Genomic DNA, 18371 nt, shown 5'->3' with positions numbered 1-18371 from the left:
CAGCGTGATGGAGAAGCAATATGACTGTGTTGCAGGACAAGGTATGCATCATCACCGGTGGGGGCGGCAGCCTGGGGGTGGCGGGGGCGCGCAAGCTGTTGGCCCATGGGGCGCGGGTGTTGCTGGTGGACCAGAGTCCGGCCTTGCTGCAGGCTGCCCAGGCGCAGCTCGGCACGTTCGCAGCGCATGTGGCCACGCACGCGGCCGATGTGGCCGATGAGGTGCAAACCCGGGCCTATGTGGAGGCGGCCCTGGGCCGCTGGGGGCGGCTGGATGTGCTGGTCTGCAATGCTGGCATCAACGGTGACATCGTCCCCATCACGGCGTATGACACGGCCCAGTTCGAGCGCGTCATGCGCGTCAATGTGCTGGGCAGTTTTCTGGCCTGCAAGCACGGCCTGCCCCGCATGGGCCAGGGCGGCAGCGTCATTGTGGTGTCCAGCGTGGTGGGGGTCACGGCCGATCCCGGCATCTGCGCCTATGCGGCCTCAAAGCATGGGCTGATAGGCCTGATGCGCGTGGCTGCCAAGGAGGCTGCAGCGCGTGGCATACGGGTCAACGCCCTGGCGCCTGGGCCCATAGACAACGCGTTCCAGCAAGATATAGAGCAGCGCCTGAGCCGCGTGCTGGGGCACGACGCAGGTCGCATGCTCGATGGCGCCATCGCCCTTGGGCGCCATGGCCGGGCCGAAGAAATCGCCGAGCTGATGCTGTTCTTGGCCAGCGATGCCAGCAGCTTTTGCACCGGTGCGGTGTTCATGGCCGATGGTGGCATGAGCATTTGATGCTTTGCATGCCAGGCAGTCCGGGAGGCCTGATGGAAAGGGGTGCTTTGAAAAAGAGAGCTGCCTAAGAGCGTGTTCACGATCTCTACGCAGGCGCGTTGGAGCGCAATCGGGAGGAGTTCGAGCCGATGGGGCGCAGCTTGCACCGAGGTGCAAGCAAGCTCCAGCGCGAAGAAATCGCCCGATTTCGCTTCAACCCGAAGGGCCAGTGCCTTTGCGGGCGGTCTACGTCGTTGCGAATCCTCGCAATAGCACGGCTATTGCTGCGGTGTCGCGCCTTGTATCCCATCCCGCAAAGACACTGGCGCGCCGCGAGGAGATCGTGAACACGCTCTAAGAAGACTGGATAAGCGTTAGAAGGCTCTTTGTTCATAAATGCACGCAGACACCGTGCGCATCGGTGCTCAGCGCACCAGCTCTGGCGGCTGCCCGCCATCCACATAGGCCCAGACTCTGAACCCCTTTGCTTGCAGGCTGAAGGGCACGCCCACCTGTTTCAGGGTCTGCAGGATTTCCTGGCAGTGGTCCCGCTCGCCGGGTGGGAGCAGTTGGCCGCGGTGCACCGGCTCGCAGCTGTGGATGTCCATCCACTCACACCATTCGCTGCCTTGCAGGAGAAACTCCTGCCAGTGGATATGGCTGGGGCCATCCACCGTCTCGCGGTCTATGTACTTGATGGAGACCCGGGGGCCGTTGTCACCCACTTGGTCCAGGGCCTGGGTCAGCTCGGTCCATTTGGTCTGATTCATCAAGGGCGCAAGTGCGCGTTGGCGCACCAGGGCCAGGGCTTTGGGGTGCATGGAGATGCTTCTACCTCAGGGCCGGCAGCGCATGGCTGCGTGCGCCGCGGCGCTCATGCCTCGCGCTGCACATGGGGCAGCAAAAAGGCCATGAAGTCGGCCTTGCCCAGCGGCACGCCGAGCTTACGCAAGATGGCGTAGGTGGTGGCGATGTGAAAGTAGAAATTCGGGATCAGGTAGTCGCTCACGTAGAAGCGGCCCGAGGTCTCGCAGTACATGCCTGGACCCAGGCCCGTGCGCTTGATCTTGTCCAGTTGGCTGTCGTCCACCTGGATGTCGGCGAGCATGGCCTTGGTGTCGCGGATATGGGCGCGAGCCAGGGCCAGAGAGGGCACATCGGGGTTCAGATTCTGGATGGGCAGGCCCTGGCACCACTGCGCAAAGCCCAGTGGCTGATTGCAGGCGAAGGCGATTTGCGTGCCCAGCGGAAACATATCGGGCGCCAGGCGCTCTTGCAGTGCGGCATCCATGTCCGTCAGCTGTTTTTCTGCCACATCCAGGATATGGGCTAGCGTGTCCAGGCGGCTGGTGAAGATGCGTTGCATCTCGGCGATTTCCGTGTGTGTCATGCGAGGTCTCTCTGGGCAGTGCAGCCGAACGGGCTCGGTGCTGATCGCGGCATTATCGTGGGCCGGATAGGCTGGCCGGTGCTGCTGCCAGGCAGAGGGCAATGCTGTGCACAAAACAAAACCGCCCGAGGGCGGTTTTGCGCAAGGGCTATGCCATGGCTTTAGGCTGCGGCCACGCCAATGCCTTTGAATTCACCGGTGGCAATCTTTTCCTTCCAGACTGCGGGCCCGGTGATATGGGCGCTGGTGCCGCCGGCATCCACGGCCACGGTGACGGGCATGTCGACCACGTCGAACTCATAGATGGCTTCCATGCCCAGGTCTTCAAAGCCCACCACCTTGGCGTGCTTGATGGCCTTGGAGACCAGGTAGGCAGCACCACCCACGGCCATCAGATAGGCCGACTTGTGGTTTTTGATGGCTTCGATGGCCACCGGGCCGCGCTCGGACTTGCCGATCATGGCGATCAGGCCGGTCTGGGACAGCATCATGTCGGTGAACTTGTCCATGCGGGTGGCGGTGGTGGGGCCTGCGGGGCCGACGGCCTCGTCACGCACGGGGTCCACGGGGCCCACGTAGTAGATCACGCGGTTGGTGAAGTCCACGGGCAGCTTTTCGCCCTTGGCCAGCATGTCCTGGATGCGCTTGTGGGCGGCATCGCGGCCGGTGAGCATCTTGCCGTTCAGGAGCAAGGTGTCGCCGGGCTTCCAGCTGGCCACTTCTTCCTTGGTCAGATTGTTGAGGTCAACCTTCTTGGACTTGTTGTAGTCGGGCGCCCAGTCGATCTTGGGCCAGACATCCAGGGAAGGCGGATCCAGGTACACCGGGCCGGAGCCGTCCATGACGAAGTGGGCGTGGCGGGTGGCCGCGCAGTTGGGGATCATGGCCACGGGCTTGGAGGCCGCGTGCGTGGGGTACATATTGATCTTGACGTCCAGCACCGTGGTCAGGCCGCCCAGGCCTTGGGCGCCAATGCCCAGGGCGTTGATCTTCTCGAACAGCTCCAGGCGCAGTTTTTCCACGTCATCGAGCTCTGCACCGCTGGCAGCTTTTTGCTGCAGCTCGTACATGTTCAGGTCTTCCATCAGGCTTTCCTTGGCCAGCAGCACCGCCTTTTCGGCCGTGCCGCCAATGCCAATGCCCAGCATGCCGGGCGGGCACCAGCCCGCGCCCATGGTGGGCACGGTCTTGAGCACCCAGTCGACCAGGTTGTCGCTGGGGTTCATCATGATCATCTTGGACTTGTTTTCCGAGCCGCCGCCCTTGGCGGCCACGGTCACATCCACCTTGTTGCCGGGCACGATCTGCACATTGATCACGGCTGGGGTGTTGTCCTTGGTGTTCTTGCGCTTGAACTGGGGGTCGGCCACCACAGACGCGCGCAGCGTGTTGTCGGGGTGGTTGTAGCCACGGCGCACGCCTTCGTTGATGGCGTCTTCCAGGCCCATGGTGAAGCCTTCCCACTTGATGTCCATGCCCACCTTCAGGAACACGTTGACGATGCCGGTGTCCTGGCAGATGGGGCGCTGGCCGGTGGCGCTCATCTTGGAGTTGGTCAGGATTTGCGCCATCGCATCCTTGGCCGCAGGGCTTTGCTCGCGCTCGTAGGCACGGGCGAGGTGCTGGATGAAGTCGGGCGTGTGGTAGTAGCTGATGTACTGCAGGGCGCCGGCGATCGAATCGATCAGGTCCTGCTGGCGGATGGATGTCGTCATCGTGAAGCTTCTCGGTTGTTGTATGCGGCCGCAGCTGCCCGCGGGTCACCCCGGGATTATCGGCGCAAGCGCCTGTGCTTGTACGCTAAAACCTACAAGTCTTATATAGGACTTGGGTGCACAGGACTTGGATCCGCAGGGCTTGGCAGGCCCTGGCTCTGTGCCGCGGCATGGGCAGGCTGTTGATGCCGTGCTTGCCAAACCGTAATGTGGTGTCGCAGGGTTGTAGCGCTGCCCGAAAAGCCCGTGGTTGACGCGCAAAGCCGTGAGAAAGCGCTGCATGCCGTGGTTTGCCTTGGTGTGTGCCATGCCTGGGCCGTGCCGTGGTGCGGTGGCTGGCCTGTGCCTGCCGGCACTGCAGCAGCTGTTCAGAGGCGGTTCAGCCAGATTCGCAACCATGCCGCGCCATGACACAACGCATATTGCGCTGTCGCGTGGGTGAGATCTGCTGCATGCCGGCAGGAGGTGAAAGCGTGAACGAAGAGAAAAAACCGCAGGCTGCGGCCTTGCTGATCCATGGTCTGGGCGGAACCGAATACGACCTGGGGGCTCTGGGCAAGATGCTGCAGGCCGGCCAGGTCCACGCCCGCAGCCCGCTGCTGCCCGGCCATGGCATAAGCCCCCAGGATTTGCTGCGCTGCCAATGGCAGGACTGGGTGGGCGCCATGCGTGCCGAGTACCGGGGGCTGCAGGCCGCGCATGGCCAGGTGCACCTGGCCGGCGTGTGCCTGGGTGCGCTGGTGGCCCTGGAGGTGGCAAGACAGGAGCAGCACGAGGGCAAGCTGGCCCTGTATGCGCCGCCCTTGTTTCTGGATGGCTGGAGCATTCCCAAAAAGGCCTGGCTGCGGCATCTGGTGTATTGGCTGCCGGCCCTGGCGCGCCGCATGCGGGTGCCGGAATGCGAGCCCTATGGCATCAAGAACCCGCGCATTCGCCGGGCCATACAGCAGCGCTTTGAGCGCGAGGAAAAGTTTCACTACGCCTATATCCCGCTGGCCTGTGTGCGCGAGGTCGATCGCCTGCGCCGCCACCTGGTGGCAAGACTGGGAGAGATTCGCTGCCAGACCCTGGTGGTGCATGCGCGCGAGGATGAAATTACCAGCATGCGCTCGGCCCGCTATCTGCGCCGCCATCTGGCCGGCACGGTCGAGGTGCTGCCACTGAGCAACAGCTACCACATGGTCATGGTGGACAGCGAACGCGCCGCGGTGCTGCAGCGCAGCCAACGCTTTTTTGGGGTGCCTGGCTGAAGGGAGGCCGCAGCGACGCGCCGAACCGCAGCCCGACTGCGGTCGCAGCGCCAAGAAGGATTTGCGGATGACGGGGGTCATCTGCCCAGGTGTTTCGGCACTTCACGCTGCAGCCATGCGCGTGAGGTGCTCTTTTTTTGAGGCGAGGAAACCCGCTGGCCGGTGGTGGGGTTGGCCGTATCGGCTGCAGGCCCTGCAGCTTTGGCGACAATGGCCGCTGCAGTTCAGGCAGGCAAACAAGTGCTAGGACCCACCCACGACTGCAGCATGTTGTGAACCTTTTGCGGTGCTGAATGCACCAGGAGCTTTTTTGCATGACCCATGCCACCCGCCAGGAAAAAGACACTTTCGGCCCCATCGCCGTGCCCGCAGACAAGCTGTGGGGTGCGCAGACGCAGCGTTCGCTGCAGAACTTCGACATCAGCGGCGAGCAGCAGCCGCGTGAAATCATCCATGCGCTGGCCCGGGTGAAAAAGGCCTCGGCCAGCGTCAACCACGCCCTGGGCCTGCTGGACGCGAAGAAGTCCAAAGCCATCAATGCCGCCGCCGACGAGGTGATTGCCGACCAGCACCCGGATGAATTCCCGCTGGTGGTGTGGCAGACCGGCTCGGGCACGCAGACGAATATGAACGTCAACGAGGTGCTGGCCAATCGCGCCAGCGAAATCCTCGGGGGTGAGCGCGGCGAGGCGCGCCTGGTGCACCCCAACGACGATGTGAACAAAAGCCAGTCCAGCAACGACGTCTACCCCACGGCCATGCATGTGGCGGCCGTCACCGCCATCGAGCAAAAACTGCTGCCGGCCATGGCCAAGCTGCGCGCCACGCTGCAGGCCAAGAGCGAGGCCTTTGCCGACATCGTCAAGATCGGCCGCACCCATTTGCAGGACGCTACGCCGCTGACGCTGGGCCAGGAAATCTCCGGCTGGGTGGCCCAACTGGCCCATGGTGAGCGCCATGTGCGCGCCGCGCTGCCGCATCTGTACGAGCTGGCCCTGGGTGGCACGGCCGTGGGCACGGGGCTGAACGCGCCCAAGGGCTATGCCGAAGGCGTGGCGGCCGAGCTGGCCCAGCTCACCGGCTACCCCTTTGTGACCTCGCCCAACAAGTTCGAGTCGCTGGGCAGCTGCGACGCCCTGGTCAGCGCCCATGGTGCGCTCAAGACAGTGGCCGCCAGCATGATGAAGATTGCCAACGATGTGCGCTGGCTGGCCAGCGGCCCGCGCAGCGGCCTGGGTGAGTTGTCCATTCCTGAGAACGAGCCGGGCTCGTCCATCATGCCGGGCAAGGTCAATCCCACGCAGTCCGAGGCCGTGACCATGCTGGCCGCCCAGGTCTTTGGCAACGATGTGGCCATCAATTTCGGCGGTGCCTCGGGCAACTTCGAGCTGAATGTATTCCGCCCGCTGGTGGCTCACAACTTCCTGCAAAGCGTGCGCCTGCTGGCCGATGGCATGGTGAGCTTCAACGACCACTGCGCCGTGGGCATAGAGCCCAACCGCGAGCGCATTGCCGAGCTGGTGGGCCGCTCGCTGATGCTGGTGACGGCGCTGAACACCCACATCGGCTACGACAAGGCCGCCTTCATCGCCAAGAAGGCGCACAAGGAGGGCACGAGCCTGCGCGAGGCCGCCATCGCCAGCGGCCATGTGACGGCCGAGCAGTTTGACCAGTGGGTGGTGGCCAAGGACATGGTGGGGAATCTGTAAGCTGCAGCGCTGCCCTGGCAGCGCTCGCAAAAAGAAAGCGCCTTGTGTAGAAAACTGGGCATTTCCAGTGTGGTTACGCCTGATTAGATACTTGTCTCAGACACTGTTGTGAAGTGATGTTCCGAAGCCGGGACTCGCCCCGGCGGGCGACCTACCTTCTTGCTCGCACAAGAAGGTAGGCGAAGAATGCGCCCCTGCTATCCCCGACCCCAGCGCTGTCGCGCCGGGGCAACCTGCGTCACCCAACACCCAGGGCCTGCCGCAGAACTCGCTTTGCGCTTACAGCGCTCCGCTCGAACAGCCGCGGCAAGTCAGTTGACGAAGCATGGCTGTCCTACGGCAGCCATGCAGCCCTGTGTGCTGTGCGCCGCAGGCGTGTATAGAAGGGGAACAACCGCAGTGCCAGCAGTGTGACGAAGCAGCAGGTCTCGAGGGTTTGGAGATAAGGTTCGCCAATAGCGCAGCCTACGCAGGGCAGGTATTCGGTTCCCGTATCCGCTTTTCTCCCACCCCTTTTGCCCATGGCTCGGCGCGCAGAGCCCGGGGCGGGCAGCTGTGCCGCAGGACACAGCTGCTTCGTGGTCAAGCTTGCCGCAGCATGTTTGAGCAGAGCGGCCACGCCGCGCCGCGAGTTCTGCGGCACCGCCTTGGGATTGAGCACCGAGCTTGCCCGGAGCGAAGCGCAGGGACATGGGCAGTAGGGGCGGTTTCTTTTGCTTCCGTTTTCTTGAGCGTTCAAGAAAATGAAGTCGCCCGCCGGGGCGAGACCCGGCCTCAGAACGTCATGTCCGCGCAGCAGTGCAATTCGTAGTGGAGCTTCATCTGAGGATGTCGCTAATCAGGTGTTTCCATGCTGAAAACCTTGGTGCATCTACACAAGGCGCTTCGATTCAGAGAGCGTCGGGCATACAGCCCGCGCAGGGCTTACATGCCCAGGGACTTGAGCAGGGCAGCGGTTTCTGCGTCGCTGTCGCTGGCAGCCGCGCTGGCCGAGGCAGGGGCTGCCGGCGAGCCGGCCGCTGCCATGATGGCGTCGGGGTCCAGGGCATCTTCCGGCTCGAAGTCACGCAGCGTGATGAACTCCGTGCGGTCCACGGCCAGCTCCAGATAGAAGATGTTGTTGGCCGCGGTGTAGAAGGTCACGCGCCGGGCCTCGGGGTTGTCCAGGTTGGCGTCCACGGAGAGCTGCACCTGTTTGTTCAGCACCAGCATCTTGGGCTGGTTCTGCGTGATGTGGGTTTGCAGCTCGCGGCGCACCTTGCCGGTGAAGTCGCCCACCACCTGGTTCATCAGCTCGCCCATCACATTGCTGACCTCGTCTGAGGTGTAGCTGGTGGCCAGATCGCTTTCCGACAAGCCCATGTTCAGCAGGTAGTTGCGGTAGAGCTCCATGGCCGATGCGGCCGAGAGATTGATGATGACCAGCCCCGAGAAGCCGCCGTCGAACAGCACAAAGCAGCCGATGTCGGGTTTGAGGTAGGTCTTCTGGATGCGTTGCACCACACCGGAGTACTGCACCTGGCTGTTGGTGGCCACATTCAGTACGCGGGTGACGGAGTTGCACAGGCTGAGGAGAAGTTCCTCGGTGCCTTGAACGACGTTGGGATTCTCTTGGCTCATGGATGTGCTCTTGGGGAAATGGCGAGATTATGGGTGCAACGCAGGGGCTCGAGTGCATTGGGCCATGCCGGCATGCGTCTGCGCAGCCGTTGATCTTGGCATGCGGCCGCACTGGCAGCCGGCGGCGGGCCTGGTTTGGGGGAGCGGTCCAGGCCCCAATGCATGAGTGGCGTGAAGGGCTTTGCCTGGCCGGCCAAGGCCCTGTGGGGGCCGGGCTCTGCTACCGTTCGGGCATGCAACACCCATCCCAGCACCCATACAAGGCATCCATGCATTCCTCACTCTGGCGCCTGGCCGCCTGCGCTCTGGCCGTGGCCGGCCTGGCAGGGTGCACCACGGTTTCCCAGAAATGGGCCCAATGGCGTGGCAAGGATGCGGGCAGCGCCGCTGCGGCCAGCGTTGCCCCGCCCACGCCTGTGCTGCGCCCCAGCGTGCAGACAGAGCGCTGGCAGGGCCTGTACACCTACCAGGCCGATGCCGGCCGCTTTCAGGACTGCCGCACCGGCCAGACCGTGCCGGTCTTGATGGAGGGCGACAACGTCTTGCTGGAAAATGCCTACATGGCCTCGCGCAGCGGCGGCCCGGCCGTGTCCATGCTGGCCACGGTGGATGGCAAGGTGCTGGAGCAGCCTTTTGCAGATCCGGTGCTGGCCCAGCAAGGGCGCAAGCAGCTGATGCTGCGGGTGGAGCGCTTTGTCTCTCTGTCCAGTGCTTCCACCTGTGCCAGCGGCTGGCAGGGCCGGTCGGGTGCAGCAGACCAGCCAGCCCCCTCGCAGGCGGTGGAAAAGGCCGGCGCCGTGGTGCCTGCAGCCGCTGCCGAGGCGGCAAGCGCCAAGGTTGCCGATGCACCGAGTACAGCGGGCACAGCAGACACCGCACAAGTTGCTGCGCCTGCCTCCACGCTGGAGAACACCCACTGGAAGCTGCTGACCTTGCATGGCAAGGCCGTGCCCCGCCAGGGCCAGTCCGCCCAGTTGAACCTGCTGGCGCAGGGCAGGTTGGCCGGCAGCGGCGGCTGCAACCGCCTGATGGGCAGCTGGAGTCAGCAGGGCGAGCGCCTGCAGTTCGGCCAGGTTGCGACCACCCGCATGGCCTGCCAAGGGGCGGCGGCCCGCACCGAATCCGGGTTGCTCAAGGTGCTGGAGCACACGGCAGGCTGGCGCGTGCATGGTGACCGGCTGGAATTGCTGGATGCCAAGGGCAAGCTGCTGGCCCAGCTGCAGGCCGAGGCGGCCAAGCCCTAAACCCTCAGCGCGGGGCTCCAGGCCACCATGCAAAACGGCCCCATCTGGGGCCGCTTCTTTATCGATAGCTAGACCAGCGCTTGCAGTCTATGCGAGCGCTGGTTTTTACCGTAATCGCCGTAGTCCTCAGCGGGCGGCCAGGGCCTGGGCAATCCAGCCATCAAAGATTTTCTGGTGGGCCTTGATCCAGCTGTTGACATGGCGCTCAATGTCCGCCGGCTTGCTCTGGCCGTCATGGAGCAAGCGGTTTTGCTGGCTGATGTCGTTCAGCGGAATTTCCATGATCTCAAACAACTTGCCTGCGGCCGGGTGCTTTTCCACCCAGACCTTGTTGGCCACGATGTACTCGTTGTTCAGCGGGAAACCGTAGTTGCGGCCATTGGGCAGTTTGGTGTCCATGCCCGCCTGCACGCCTGGCATGGAAGAAAACGGCACCTGCAGCCAGATGACTTCCTGGCCCGGGCGCAGCACATTGCTGAGCCAGTAGGGCGTCCAGGCGTAATACAGCACGGGCTTGCCGGCCTTGAAGCGTGCCAGCGTATCGGCAATCAGCGCCGGGTAATTGCCCTGGGTGTAGCTGACGGTGCCCTGCAGGCCAAAGGCTTTGATCTGGTGGGCCACCACGGCCTCGCCGCCCCAGCCCGCGTTGGGGCCGATCAGATTGGCCTTGCCGTCACCATCGATGTCGAAGAGTGCGGCCAGCTTGGGGTCCTTGAGCTGGTCGAGGTGGGTGATGCCATGGGCATCGGCCGTCTTCTTGTCGATCATATAGCCCTGGGCCGCACCGGCTGCGTAGACGCCCTTGCGCGAGAGCTTGGCGTCGCCGCCGGCCTGCTTGTAGAACTCGGCGTGGTGCGGGTTCCAGTGGTTAGCCATGAAGGTGGCGTCACCGTTGGCCACGGCCACGTGGATCAGGGGATAGTCCAGCTCTTCCCAGGGTTTGACGGTGTAGCCCAGCCGCTCCAGCGCCCGCATCACCAGCAGGGTTTGAAAATTCTCTTCGGCCAATGCGCTTTTGACCGGCAGCACGGTAATGCCCTTGCCTGGCAGCGCATCGCCGGGCTGGCCCGCAGCCCAGGCGGCGCCGTGGCCCAGGCCGGCACCCATGCCCAAAGCGGCTGTGGCCACAGCGCCCAGCAGCAGCTGGCGTCGGGCGTTGTCGGCCTGTGCGCGATGGGGCTGCGCCGTGGTGTGCAAAGTCTTGTCCATTTTTGTCCCTCCTGATTGTTGTGTGGGCCCGTTGTCATGCGGGCGATAAAAAACGGCGACCGTCAAGACGGTCGCCGTTGTGCATGCCTGTGGGTCAGGGCTGCTTGGCGGCCGCCAGGGCCTGGTCAATCCAGCCGTCGTAGGTCTTCTGGTGGGCCTTGATCCAGCCGTTGATATGGCGCTCGATGTCGGCGGTCTTGTTCTGGCCCTGGCTCATCATGTAGTTCTGGGCGTTGATGTCGGACACGGGCAGCTGCATCACGGCAAACAGCTTGGCGGCCGCTGGGTTTTTGTCAGCCCAGGCCTTGTTGGCCACGATTTGCTGGCTGTTGGCGATGAAGCCGTAGTTCTTGCCATTGGCCAACTTGGTGTCCGTGCCCTTTTGCTCGCCGGGGAGGGCGGAGAAGGGCACTTCCAGCCAGACCACATCGCGGCCGGGCTTGAGCACATTGCTCACCCAGTACGGGGTCCAGGTGTAGTACAGCACCGGCTTGCCGGCCTTGAAGCGGGTGATGGTGTCGGCCATCAGCGCCGAGTAAGTGCCTTGCTTGTGGGTGACGGTGTCCCGCAGCTTGTAGGCGGTGAGGTGGTGCTCGATCATGGCCTCGCAACCCCAGCCGGGTGTGCAGCCGGTCAGGTCGGCCTTGCCGTCGCCATCGGTGTCGAACAGCTTGGCGATCTCGGGCTTTTGCAGCTGGGCGATGTTGGTGATCTGGTGGGCGTCAGCCGTCTTCTTGTCGATCAGATAGCCCTGGGCCGCGTTGGCTGAGTACACGCCCTGGCGGTAGAGCTTGGCGTCGCCGCCGGCATTCTTGTAGTAGTCGGCATGCAGCGGGTTCCAGTGGTTGGCCATGAAGGTGGCGTCACCATTGGCCAGCGCGATGTGGGCGGTGGGGTATTCCACTTCCTTCATGGGTTGCACGTCATAGCCCAGCTGCTGCAAGGCCTTCATCACCAGCAGGGTCTGAAAGCTCTCTTCGGCAATCGAGCTCTTGAGCGGTTGCACGCTCACGCCCTTGCCGGGCAACTGGCCGTTATCGGCGGCCAGGGTCATGCTGCCTGCCATGGCCAGGCCGGCTGCGACGGCGCAGGCGCGCTGCCAGTAAGTGCCGGGCGTGCGGCGGTGAGTGGTCGGGGTGGTGGCTGCGGTGTAGTGGGTCATCTGGGAGATTCCTTTCCTGTCAGCGGTCTGGGGGATTGCGCACGGCCCTGTGGCCGTGCAGCAAAAGGGGGTGGCCAGCAGGCCAATTACTGGGGGGGCAGCGGTGCTTGCGAAGCCGCAGGGCGCAGCAGGCGGGTGACGGCACCGGCCGGGCCGGTGTGCCACCAGGGTTGGCCGCCGCGTTCGCGTTGGCCCATGCCCTGGGTGATGCGGTCCAGCACGATGGCCATCAGCACAATGCCCAGGCCGCCCACGGTGGCCAGGCCCATGTCCAGGCGGCCAATGCCGCGGAGCACCATCTGGCCCAGACCGCCGACGGCGATCATGGAGGCGATGACCACCATGGACAGCGACAGCATCAGTGCCTGGTTGATACCCGTCATGATGGAGGGCATGGCCAGCGGCAGTTGCACCTTCCACAGCAGTTGCCAGGGCGAGGCGCCGTAGGCGCGGCTGGCCTCGATCAGGTCGGGGCGCACCTGGCGTATGCCCAGGTTGGTAAGGCGAATCAGCGGCGGCAGTGCGAACACGATGGTCACGATCACGCCGGGCACGTTGCCAATGCCGAACAGCATCACCACCGGCACCAGGTAGACAAAGGCCGGCGTGGTCTGCATGGCGTCCAGCAGCGGGCGCATCCAGCGTTGGGCACAGTCGCTGCTGGCCAGCAAGATACCCACCGGCAGGCCGATGAGCACGCAAAACAGCAGCGAGGTCAGCACCAGGGCCAGGGTGACCATGGCCTCGGACCAGATACCCAGCGCCGCCACGAACAGCAGGGCAATGGCCGAGCCTATGGCCAGCTTGCGGTTGGTGAATTGCCAGGCCAGCAAGGCGACCAGCGCCACCAGCAAGACCATGGGAATGGCCAGCAGGGCATCGGTCACGCCGCTGAGCGTGGCATCAATGGGGGCGCGCACGGCCTGGAAGAAGGGGCGGAAATGCTCCACCACCCAATTCAGGCCCTGGTTGATGGAGTCCTGCACGGGCAGGCCTTCGGTGCTGATCTGGTGCCACAGGCCGGCCAGACCACCGTCATCGGTGGTGGCCGGCGCGGGGGCCGCGTCCAGCCAGCTGGCATCGCTGCCGGGGGTATCGGCAGCGGCGCTGCCGCCCCAGGGGTCGGTGGCTTGGTCTGCGCCATCGGCAGGCTGGCTGCTGGCAGCCCAGGGGTCATCCATGCCGGCCGCAGCCTCGGCGGGCGCCGTGGTGGTGGGGGTTTCAGGCGCCGAGGAGGCTGCCCAGGGATCGTCCAGTACAGGGGTAGATGTGTTCAGTTCACTCATGCGGTATTCAGGGTTGGTTGCGGGCAGGCGCAGCGGGCGCATCCGACGAGATGGCTTGCTGGGCGACGGCGGGTTCCACGGCATGGGCGGGGAACTGAGGGTTCAGCTGGATGGGGGGAACCTCAATTTGCGGAGGTGGCACCGGAGGCGTGTCGCGGTCCAGGAACTTGAGCATGGTGGTGCGGCTGACCACGCCCAGGAACTTGCCGTCCTCATCCACCACGGGCAGGGGGAAGGGCACGGCCGCGACGGGGCCGAACAAATCGGCCACCGGCGTGTGGCTGGCCAGGGGCACGGCGTTGGGGATGAAGGCGTGGCGCAGGCCCAGCATGCCCTGGTGGTTCTGCAGCACATCGCGCAGCGATTGCGAGGACACCACACCCATATAGCGCTTGCGGCTGTTGACCACATAGGCGTAGTCGCGGTCGGAGTCTTCCAGCAGGCGCAGCGCAGCGCGGCAGCCACGGTCGTTGTGCTCGGAGACGATGGTCATGGCCTGGCGGGCGATGTCTGCGGCCTTGAAGACCGAGGCCGCGTCCACGCCGCGCACAAAGCTGCGCACATAGTCGTCGGCCGGGCTGCGCAGGATTTCGTCCGGCGTGCCCACTTGCACCACCTGGCCGTCCTTCATGATGGCGATACGGTCGCCGATGCGCATGGCCTCGTCCAGGTCGTGGGAGATGAAGACCACGGTGCGGCGCTTGATCTCCTGCAGGCGCAGGATTTCGGACTGCATCTCGGTGCGGATGATGGGGTCCAGGGCCGAGAAGGCCTCGTCCATCAGCAAGATGGAGGGGTCGGACGCCAGAGCGCGGGCCAGGCCCACGCGCTGCTGCATGCCGCCGGACAGGGCGTCCGGGTAGCTGGCGCCCCAGGCGCCCAGGCCCACCTGCTCCAGCGCTTCCTGCGCTGCCTGTTGGCGGGTGGCCTTGTCCACGCCGGCCAACTCCAGGCCGAAGGCCGTGTTGTCCAGCACGGTCATGTGCGGCATCAGCGCAAACGACTGGAACACCATGGAGATGTCCTTGCGGCGCAGGGCGCGCAGCTTGCGGTCGTTGAGCTTGTTGATGTCTTCGCCGTCGACCACGATCTGGCCGGCCGTGGGCTCGATCAGGCGGTTGAGCAGGCGCACCAGCGTGGATTTGCCCGAGCCCGACAGGCCCATGATGACAAAGACCTCGCCGGCCTCGATGGTGAAGTGGGCGTCAAAGACGCCGATGGATTGGCCTGTGCGTTCCAGGATGTCCTGCTTGGACAGACCCTGTTGCACCAGGTCGAGCGCCGTCTGGGGCTGGTCGCCGAAGACTTTGAAGACATGCTCGATACGGATTTGTTTGGCCACTGGTTGCTCTCCCTTGTTGTTGTTGGAGCTGGAACACAGTGCAGCCGCGCCATGGGCATAGCCATGGCGGCCTACACGCGAAGCCGAATCGTGGAGCCCGATGCGCTGGCGCAGTGGGGTGACAACCCGTTGCGCCGCTGAAAAAGCGGGACGTAGACAGGGCCCGGATGGCACGCAAGAGGTGCGCAAGGGCCGCAAGGGGGAAGGTGCGGCAGCGAAGAGATTCGCTGCATGTCTTCCCTCGGAGGAGACGCCGGGCGCTGGGCCTGGCGTTTCGGTGAGAGTCCGTGCATCAGGGCCGGAATTCGGCCTGTGGCGGCAGAGGCTGCGTGGCAGCGCTGCGCGCCTGAGTCACTCCACCTGCAGTCAAAAAGAGGTGGATTACCTGCATGGCAGGTTGTTAATGGATGCGAAATTATAACTATTTGCTATGTGGATGTCAATATTTGTTTGCCGGCTGGCCGCGCCTGCCTGCAGCAACCGTTGGCATCGTGGGTGCAGCACCATCTAAAAGCGACGAAAAAACAGCAACCCCGGCACCTTGCGGTGGCCGGGGTTGCGGAGGGTGTGGGCGCCAGCCTGCGGGCAAGCTTTGACGTCTTGTAGCGCGGTATGTCCGGTATTGAGTTAGTGGTCCAGAGTGCTGTGCGTCACACACGGGCTGCACAGCTGGCGCTGTCCACTGGCCAAGGCGTGCCCAGTGAGATTTCCGTGGTGCTTCAGCGCTCTGGTTTTACCCAGAGCAGCAAAAAACTGGCGCGCCGCCATGTCAGAAACACCGCGCAAGGGCCGCCCCGCCGCGCTGGTGTCGTCCCCCTCGGGGGGAAGGCGCGCAGCGCCTCAGGGGGCTCAATGATGGCTGTGGGTCAGCTTGTCGGTATAGGCAATCGCCAGCGCGCTAAGCAGGAACAGGGCGTGAATGATGCTCTGCCACATCAGCACCTGCACCTCGTAGTTGCCGGCGTTGATAAAGCTCTTGAGGAGATGGATGGAGCTGATGCCGATGATGGACAGGGCCAGCTTGACCTTGAGCACCGAGGCGTTCACATGGTCCAGCCACTCGGGTTGGTCGGGGTGGCTGTCCAGGCCCAGGCGGCTGACAAAGGTCTCATAACCTCCAACGATCACCATGATCAAGAGGTTGGAGATCATCACCACGTCGATCAGGGCCAGCACCACCAGCATGATGATGGTCTCGTTCAGGCCGGTGATCGGAGCGTCTGGCTTGTAGCCGATGTTGGTGATCAGCGCCTGCAGCGCCGTCTGGCTGCCGAAAGCGGCTTCGATCAAATGCCACAGCTCGATCAGAAAATGCCAGACATAGACGGCCTGGGCCGCGATCAGTCCCAGATACAGCGGCAGCTGCAGCCAGCGGCTGGCAAAAATCAGCGTGGGCAGGGGGCGCAGGGCCACGGGCGTGGGGGCAGGAGCGGGAGACTCGGGTGTCGGGTCAGCGTGGGCCATGGTGCAAAAACATGCAAAAAGTTAAGGGAATGCGTTGCGCCAAAGCGCAAGAGGGCGCGCATTCTATGCCTGGAAATGTGGAAAACCGAGGGCAAAGCCCCGGGGATTTGCGGGCTACATTGGCTGAGCCGCAGGCCGAGTCAGTGGTATGTAAGTGCCCGATATGACAGTACGCCGCAAACATACGCAACGAGTGCAAGGAGACAAGACCATGAACGCACCTTCAAACGCTATCGAATCCGTGCTGGTGGAAAACCGCGTTTTCCCCCCATCCGAGGCCACGCAGCAAAGCGCCCGTGTGGGCGGCATGGCTGCTTACGAGGCGCTGTGCGCCGAGGCTGAAAAAGACTATGAGGGCTATTGGGCCCGCCTGGCGCGCGAGAACGTGGTCTGGAGCAAGCCATTCACCCAGATCCTGGATGACAGCAACGCCCCCTTCTTCAAGTGGTTTGCCGATGGCGAGCTCAACGCCAGCGCCAACTGCCTGGACAAGCACATGGGTACGCCGGTCGAAAACAAGACGGCCATTATTTTTGAGGCCGATGGCGGCGAGGTCACCAAGGTCACTTACAAAGAGCTGCTGGCCCGTGTGAGCCAGTTCGCCAACGCGCTCAAGGCGCGTGGCGTGCAAAAGGGCGACCGCGTGCTGATCTACATGCCCATGACCATTGAAGGTGTGGTGGCCATGCAGGCTTGCGCGCGCATTGGCGCCACGCATTCGGTGGTGTTTGGTGGCTTTTCGGCCAAGGCGGTGCACGAGCGCATCGTCGACGTGGGCGCTGTGGCTGTGGTGACGGCCAACTACCAGATGCGCGGCGGCAAGGAGCTGCCGCTGAAGGCCATCGTGGATGACGCGATTGCCCTGGGTGGCTGCGACGCCGTGAAGACCGTGCTGGTCTATGAGCGCACGCCCACGGCCTGCGCCATGGTGGCGGGCCGTGACATCACTTTCACCGATGCGCTGGCAGGCCAGTCCAGCAGCTGCGCACCCGTGGCGGTGAATGCCGAGCACCCACTGTTCATCCTCTATACCAGTGGCTCCACCGGCAAGCCCAAGGGCGTGCAGCACAGCACCGGCGGCTACATGCTGTGGGCGCGCCAGACGGTGAACTGGACCTTCGACATGCAGGACAGCGATGTGTTCTGGTGCACGGCCGACATCGGCTGGATCACCGGCCACACCTATGTGGCCTACGGCCCGCTGTCTGCCGGTGCCACGCAGATCGTGTTCGAGGGCGTGCCCACCTATCCGCATGCCGGCCGCTTCTGGGACATGATCGAGCGCCACGGCTGCACGGTGTTCTACACCGCGCCCACGGCCATCCGCTCGCTGATCAAGGCGGCAGACTCCGACGAGAAGGTGCATCCCAAGAACTGGAACCTGTCCAGCCTGCGCATCCTGGGATCGGTGGGCGAGCCCATCAACCCCGAAGCCTGGATGTGGTACTACAAAAACATCGGCGGCGAGCGTTGCCCCATCGTGGACACCTTCTGGCAGACCGAAAACGGCGGCCACATGATCACTCCGCTGCCCGGCGCCACGCCGCTGGTGCCCGGCTCGTGCACATTGCCCCTGCCTGGCATCACCGCGGCCATCGTGGACGAAGCAGGCCATGACATGCCGGACGGCGCTGGTGGCATTCTGGTGGTGAAAAAGCCCTGGCCCAGCATGATTCGCAACATCTGGGGCGACCCCGAGCGCTTCAAGAAAAGCTATTTTCCCGAAGAACTCAAGGGCTACTACCTGGCTGGCGACGGCGCCGTGCGCAGTGCCGACCGCGGTTACTTCCGCATCACCGGTCGCATCGACGACGTGCTGAACGTCTCCGGCCACCGCATGGGCACCATGGAGATCGAATCCGCCCTGGTGGCCAAGACCGATTTGGTGGCCGAAGCCGCCGTGGTGGGCCGCCCCGACGACCTGACCGGCGAGGCCATCTGCGCCTTTGTGGTCCTGAAGCGCCCCGTGCCCCACGGCGAAGAAGCCAAGGCCCTGGCCAACGAGCTGCGCAACTGGGTGGCCAAGGAAATTGGCCCCATTGCCAAGCCCAAGGACATCCGCTTTGGCGAGAACCTGCCCAAGACCCGCAGCGGCAAGATCATGCGCCGCCTGCTGCGCTCCATTGCCAAGGGCGAAGCCATCACCCAAGACACCAGCACTTTGGAGAATCCAGCCATCCTAGATCAATTGGCGAAGACCAATTGATCCAAGACGC

At 64.0% G+C, this 18371-nt stretch carries 14 protein-coding genes; 5 read left to right on the top strand and 9 right to left on the bottom strand.

Features of this window, described 5'->3' with window-relative positions; all coding sequences use genetic code 11:
• Positions 1-20: 20 nt before the first annotated feature.
• Entirely contained in the window at positions 21-785 is a 765-nt protein-coding gene (locus tag ACA027_RS13630) for an SDR family NAD(P)-dependent oxidoreductase (RefSeq protein WP_370678764.1), read from the top strand.
• Between the two features lie 404 nt (positions 786-1189).
• Here ACA027_RS13630 and ACA027_RS13625 read toward each other — a convergent pair whose 3' ends face one another.
• From ACA027_RS13625 to ACA027_RS13615, 3 genes are all read right to left on the bottom strand, one after another.
• Positions 1190-1585, bottom strand: a complete 396-nt coding sequence (locus ACA027_RS13625; protein WP_370678763.1) for a DUF6678 family protein — start codon at positions 1583-1585, stop codon at positions 1190-1192.
• A 53-nt stretch (positions 1586-1638) separates the two neighbouring features.
• Positions 1639-2154 (bottom strand): DUF1993 domain-containing protein, encoded by a 516-nt coding sequence (locus ACA027_RS13620; protein ID WP_370678762.1) that lies wholly within the window; start codon positions 2152-2154, stop codon positions 1639-1641.
• Between the two features lie 161 nt (positions 2155-2315).
• Positions 2316-3869, bottom strand: coding sequence for a fumarate hydratase (locus tag ACA027_RS13615; protein WP_370678761.1), 1554 nt, complete (start codon positions 3867-3869; stop codon positions 2316-2318).
• Positions 3870-4342: 473 nt separating this feature from the next.
• On the opposite strand from ACA027_RS13615, the gene ACA027_RS13610 reads away from it, so the two are divergent.
• Positions 4343-5119: an alpha/beta hydrolase gene (locus ACA027_RS13610; RefSeq protein ID WP_370678760.1), complete on the top strand. Its 777-nt coding sequence runs from the start codon at positions 4343-4345 to the stop codon at positions 5117-5119.
• Between the two features lie 314 nt (positions 5120-5433).
• On the top strand, positions 5434-6828 hold the full coding sequence (gene fumC, locus ACA027_RS13605) for a class II fumarate hydratase (protein ID WP_370678759.1): 1395 nt from the start codon (positions 5434-5436) through the stop codon (positions 6826-6828).
• Between the two features lie 924 nt (positions 6829-7752).
• Here fumC and ACA027_RS13600 read toward each other — a convergent pair.
• The gene (locus tag ACA027_RS13600; protein WP_370678758.1) at positions 7753-8448 is read right to left on the bottom strand and encodes a DUF3334 family protein; all 696 of its coding nucleotides are present in this window, start codon (positions 8446-8448) and stop codon (positions 7753-7755) included.
• Between the two features lie 269 nt (positions 8449-8717).
• On the opposite strand from ACA027_RS13600, the gene ACA027_RS13595 reads away from it, so the two are divergent.
• A complete protein-coding gene (locus ACA027_RS13595; RefSeq protein WP_370678757.1) occupies positions 8718-9692 on the top strand; it encodes an META domain-containing protein in 975 nt (324 codons plus the stop codon).
• A gap of 126 nt (positions 9693-9818) precedes the next feature.
• On the opposite strand, the gene proX (ACA027_RS13590) is transcribed toward ACA027_RS13595, so the two are convergent.
• The 5 genes from proX (ACA027_RS13590) to ACA027_RS13570 all read right to left on the bottom strand — a co-directional run bounded on the left by proX (ACA027_RS13590) (position 9819) and on the right by ACA027_RS13570 (position 16155).
• Positions 9819-10901, bottom strand: a complete 1083-nt coding sequence (gene proX / locus ACA027_RS13590; RefSeq protein WP_370678756.1) for a glycine betaine/L-proline ABC transporter substrate-binding protein ProX — start codon at positions 10899-10901, stop codon at positions 9819-9821.
• Between the two features lie 94 nt (positions 10902-10995).
• Complete coding sequence (gene proX, locus ACA027_RS13585; RefSeq protein ID WP_370682585.1) at positions 10996-11967, bottom strand: glycine betaine/L-proline ABC transporter substrate-binding protein ProX; 972 nt, start codon at positions 11965-11967, stop codon at positions 10996-10998.
• Between the two features lie 182 nt (positions 11968-12149).
• On the bottom strand, positions 12150-13349 hold the full coding sequence (proW, locus tag ACA027_RS13580; RefSeq protein WP_370678755.1) for a glycine betaine/L-proline ABC transporter permease ProW: 1200 nt from the start codon (positions 13347-13349) through the stop codon (positions 12150-12152).
• A 7-nt stretch (positions 13350-13356) separates the two neighbouring features.
• Positions 13357-14691: a glycine betaine/L-proline ABC transporter ATP-binding protein ProV gene (gene proV / locus ACA027_RS13575; RefSeq protein ID WP_370678754.1), complete on the bottom strand. Its 1335-nt coding sequence runs from the start codon at positions 14689-14691 to the stop codon at positions 13357-13359.
• An 849-nt stretch (positions 14692-15540) separates the two neighbouring features.
• Entirely contained in the window at positions 15541-16155 is a 615-nt protein-coding gene (locus tag ACA027_RS13570) for a TIGR00645 family protein (RefSeq protein WP_370678753.1), read from the bottom strand.
• Positions 16156-16366: 211 nt separating this feature from the next.
• Here ACA027_RS13570 and acs point away from each other — a divergent pair, with 211 nt between their 5' ends.
• Entirely contained in the window at positions 16367-18361 is a 1995-nt protein-coding gene (gene acs / locus ACA027_RS13565) for an acetate--CoA ligase (RefSeq protein ID WP_370678752.1), read from the top strand.
• Positions 18362-18371: the final 10 nt, after the last annotated feature.

It is taken from the genome of Comamonas sp. GB3 AK4-5 (assembly GCF_041320665.1).
Lineage (GTDB): Bacteria > Pseudomonadota > Gammaproteobacteria > Burkholderiales > Burkholderiaceae_C > Comamonas.
This window is presented reverse-complemented; position numbering and strand designations above follow the sequence as displayed.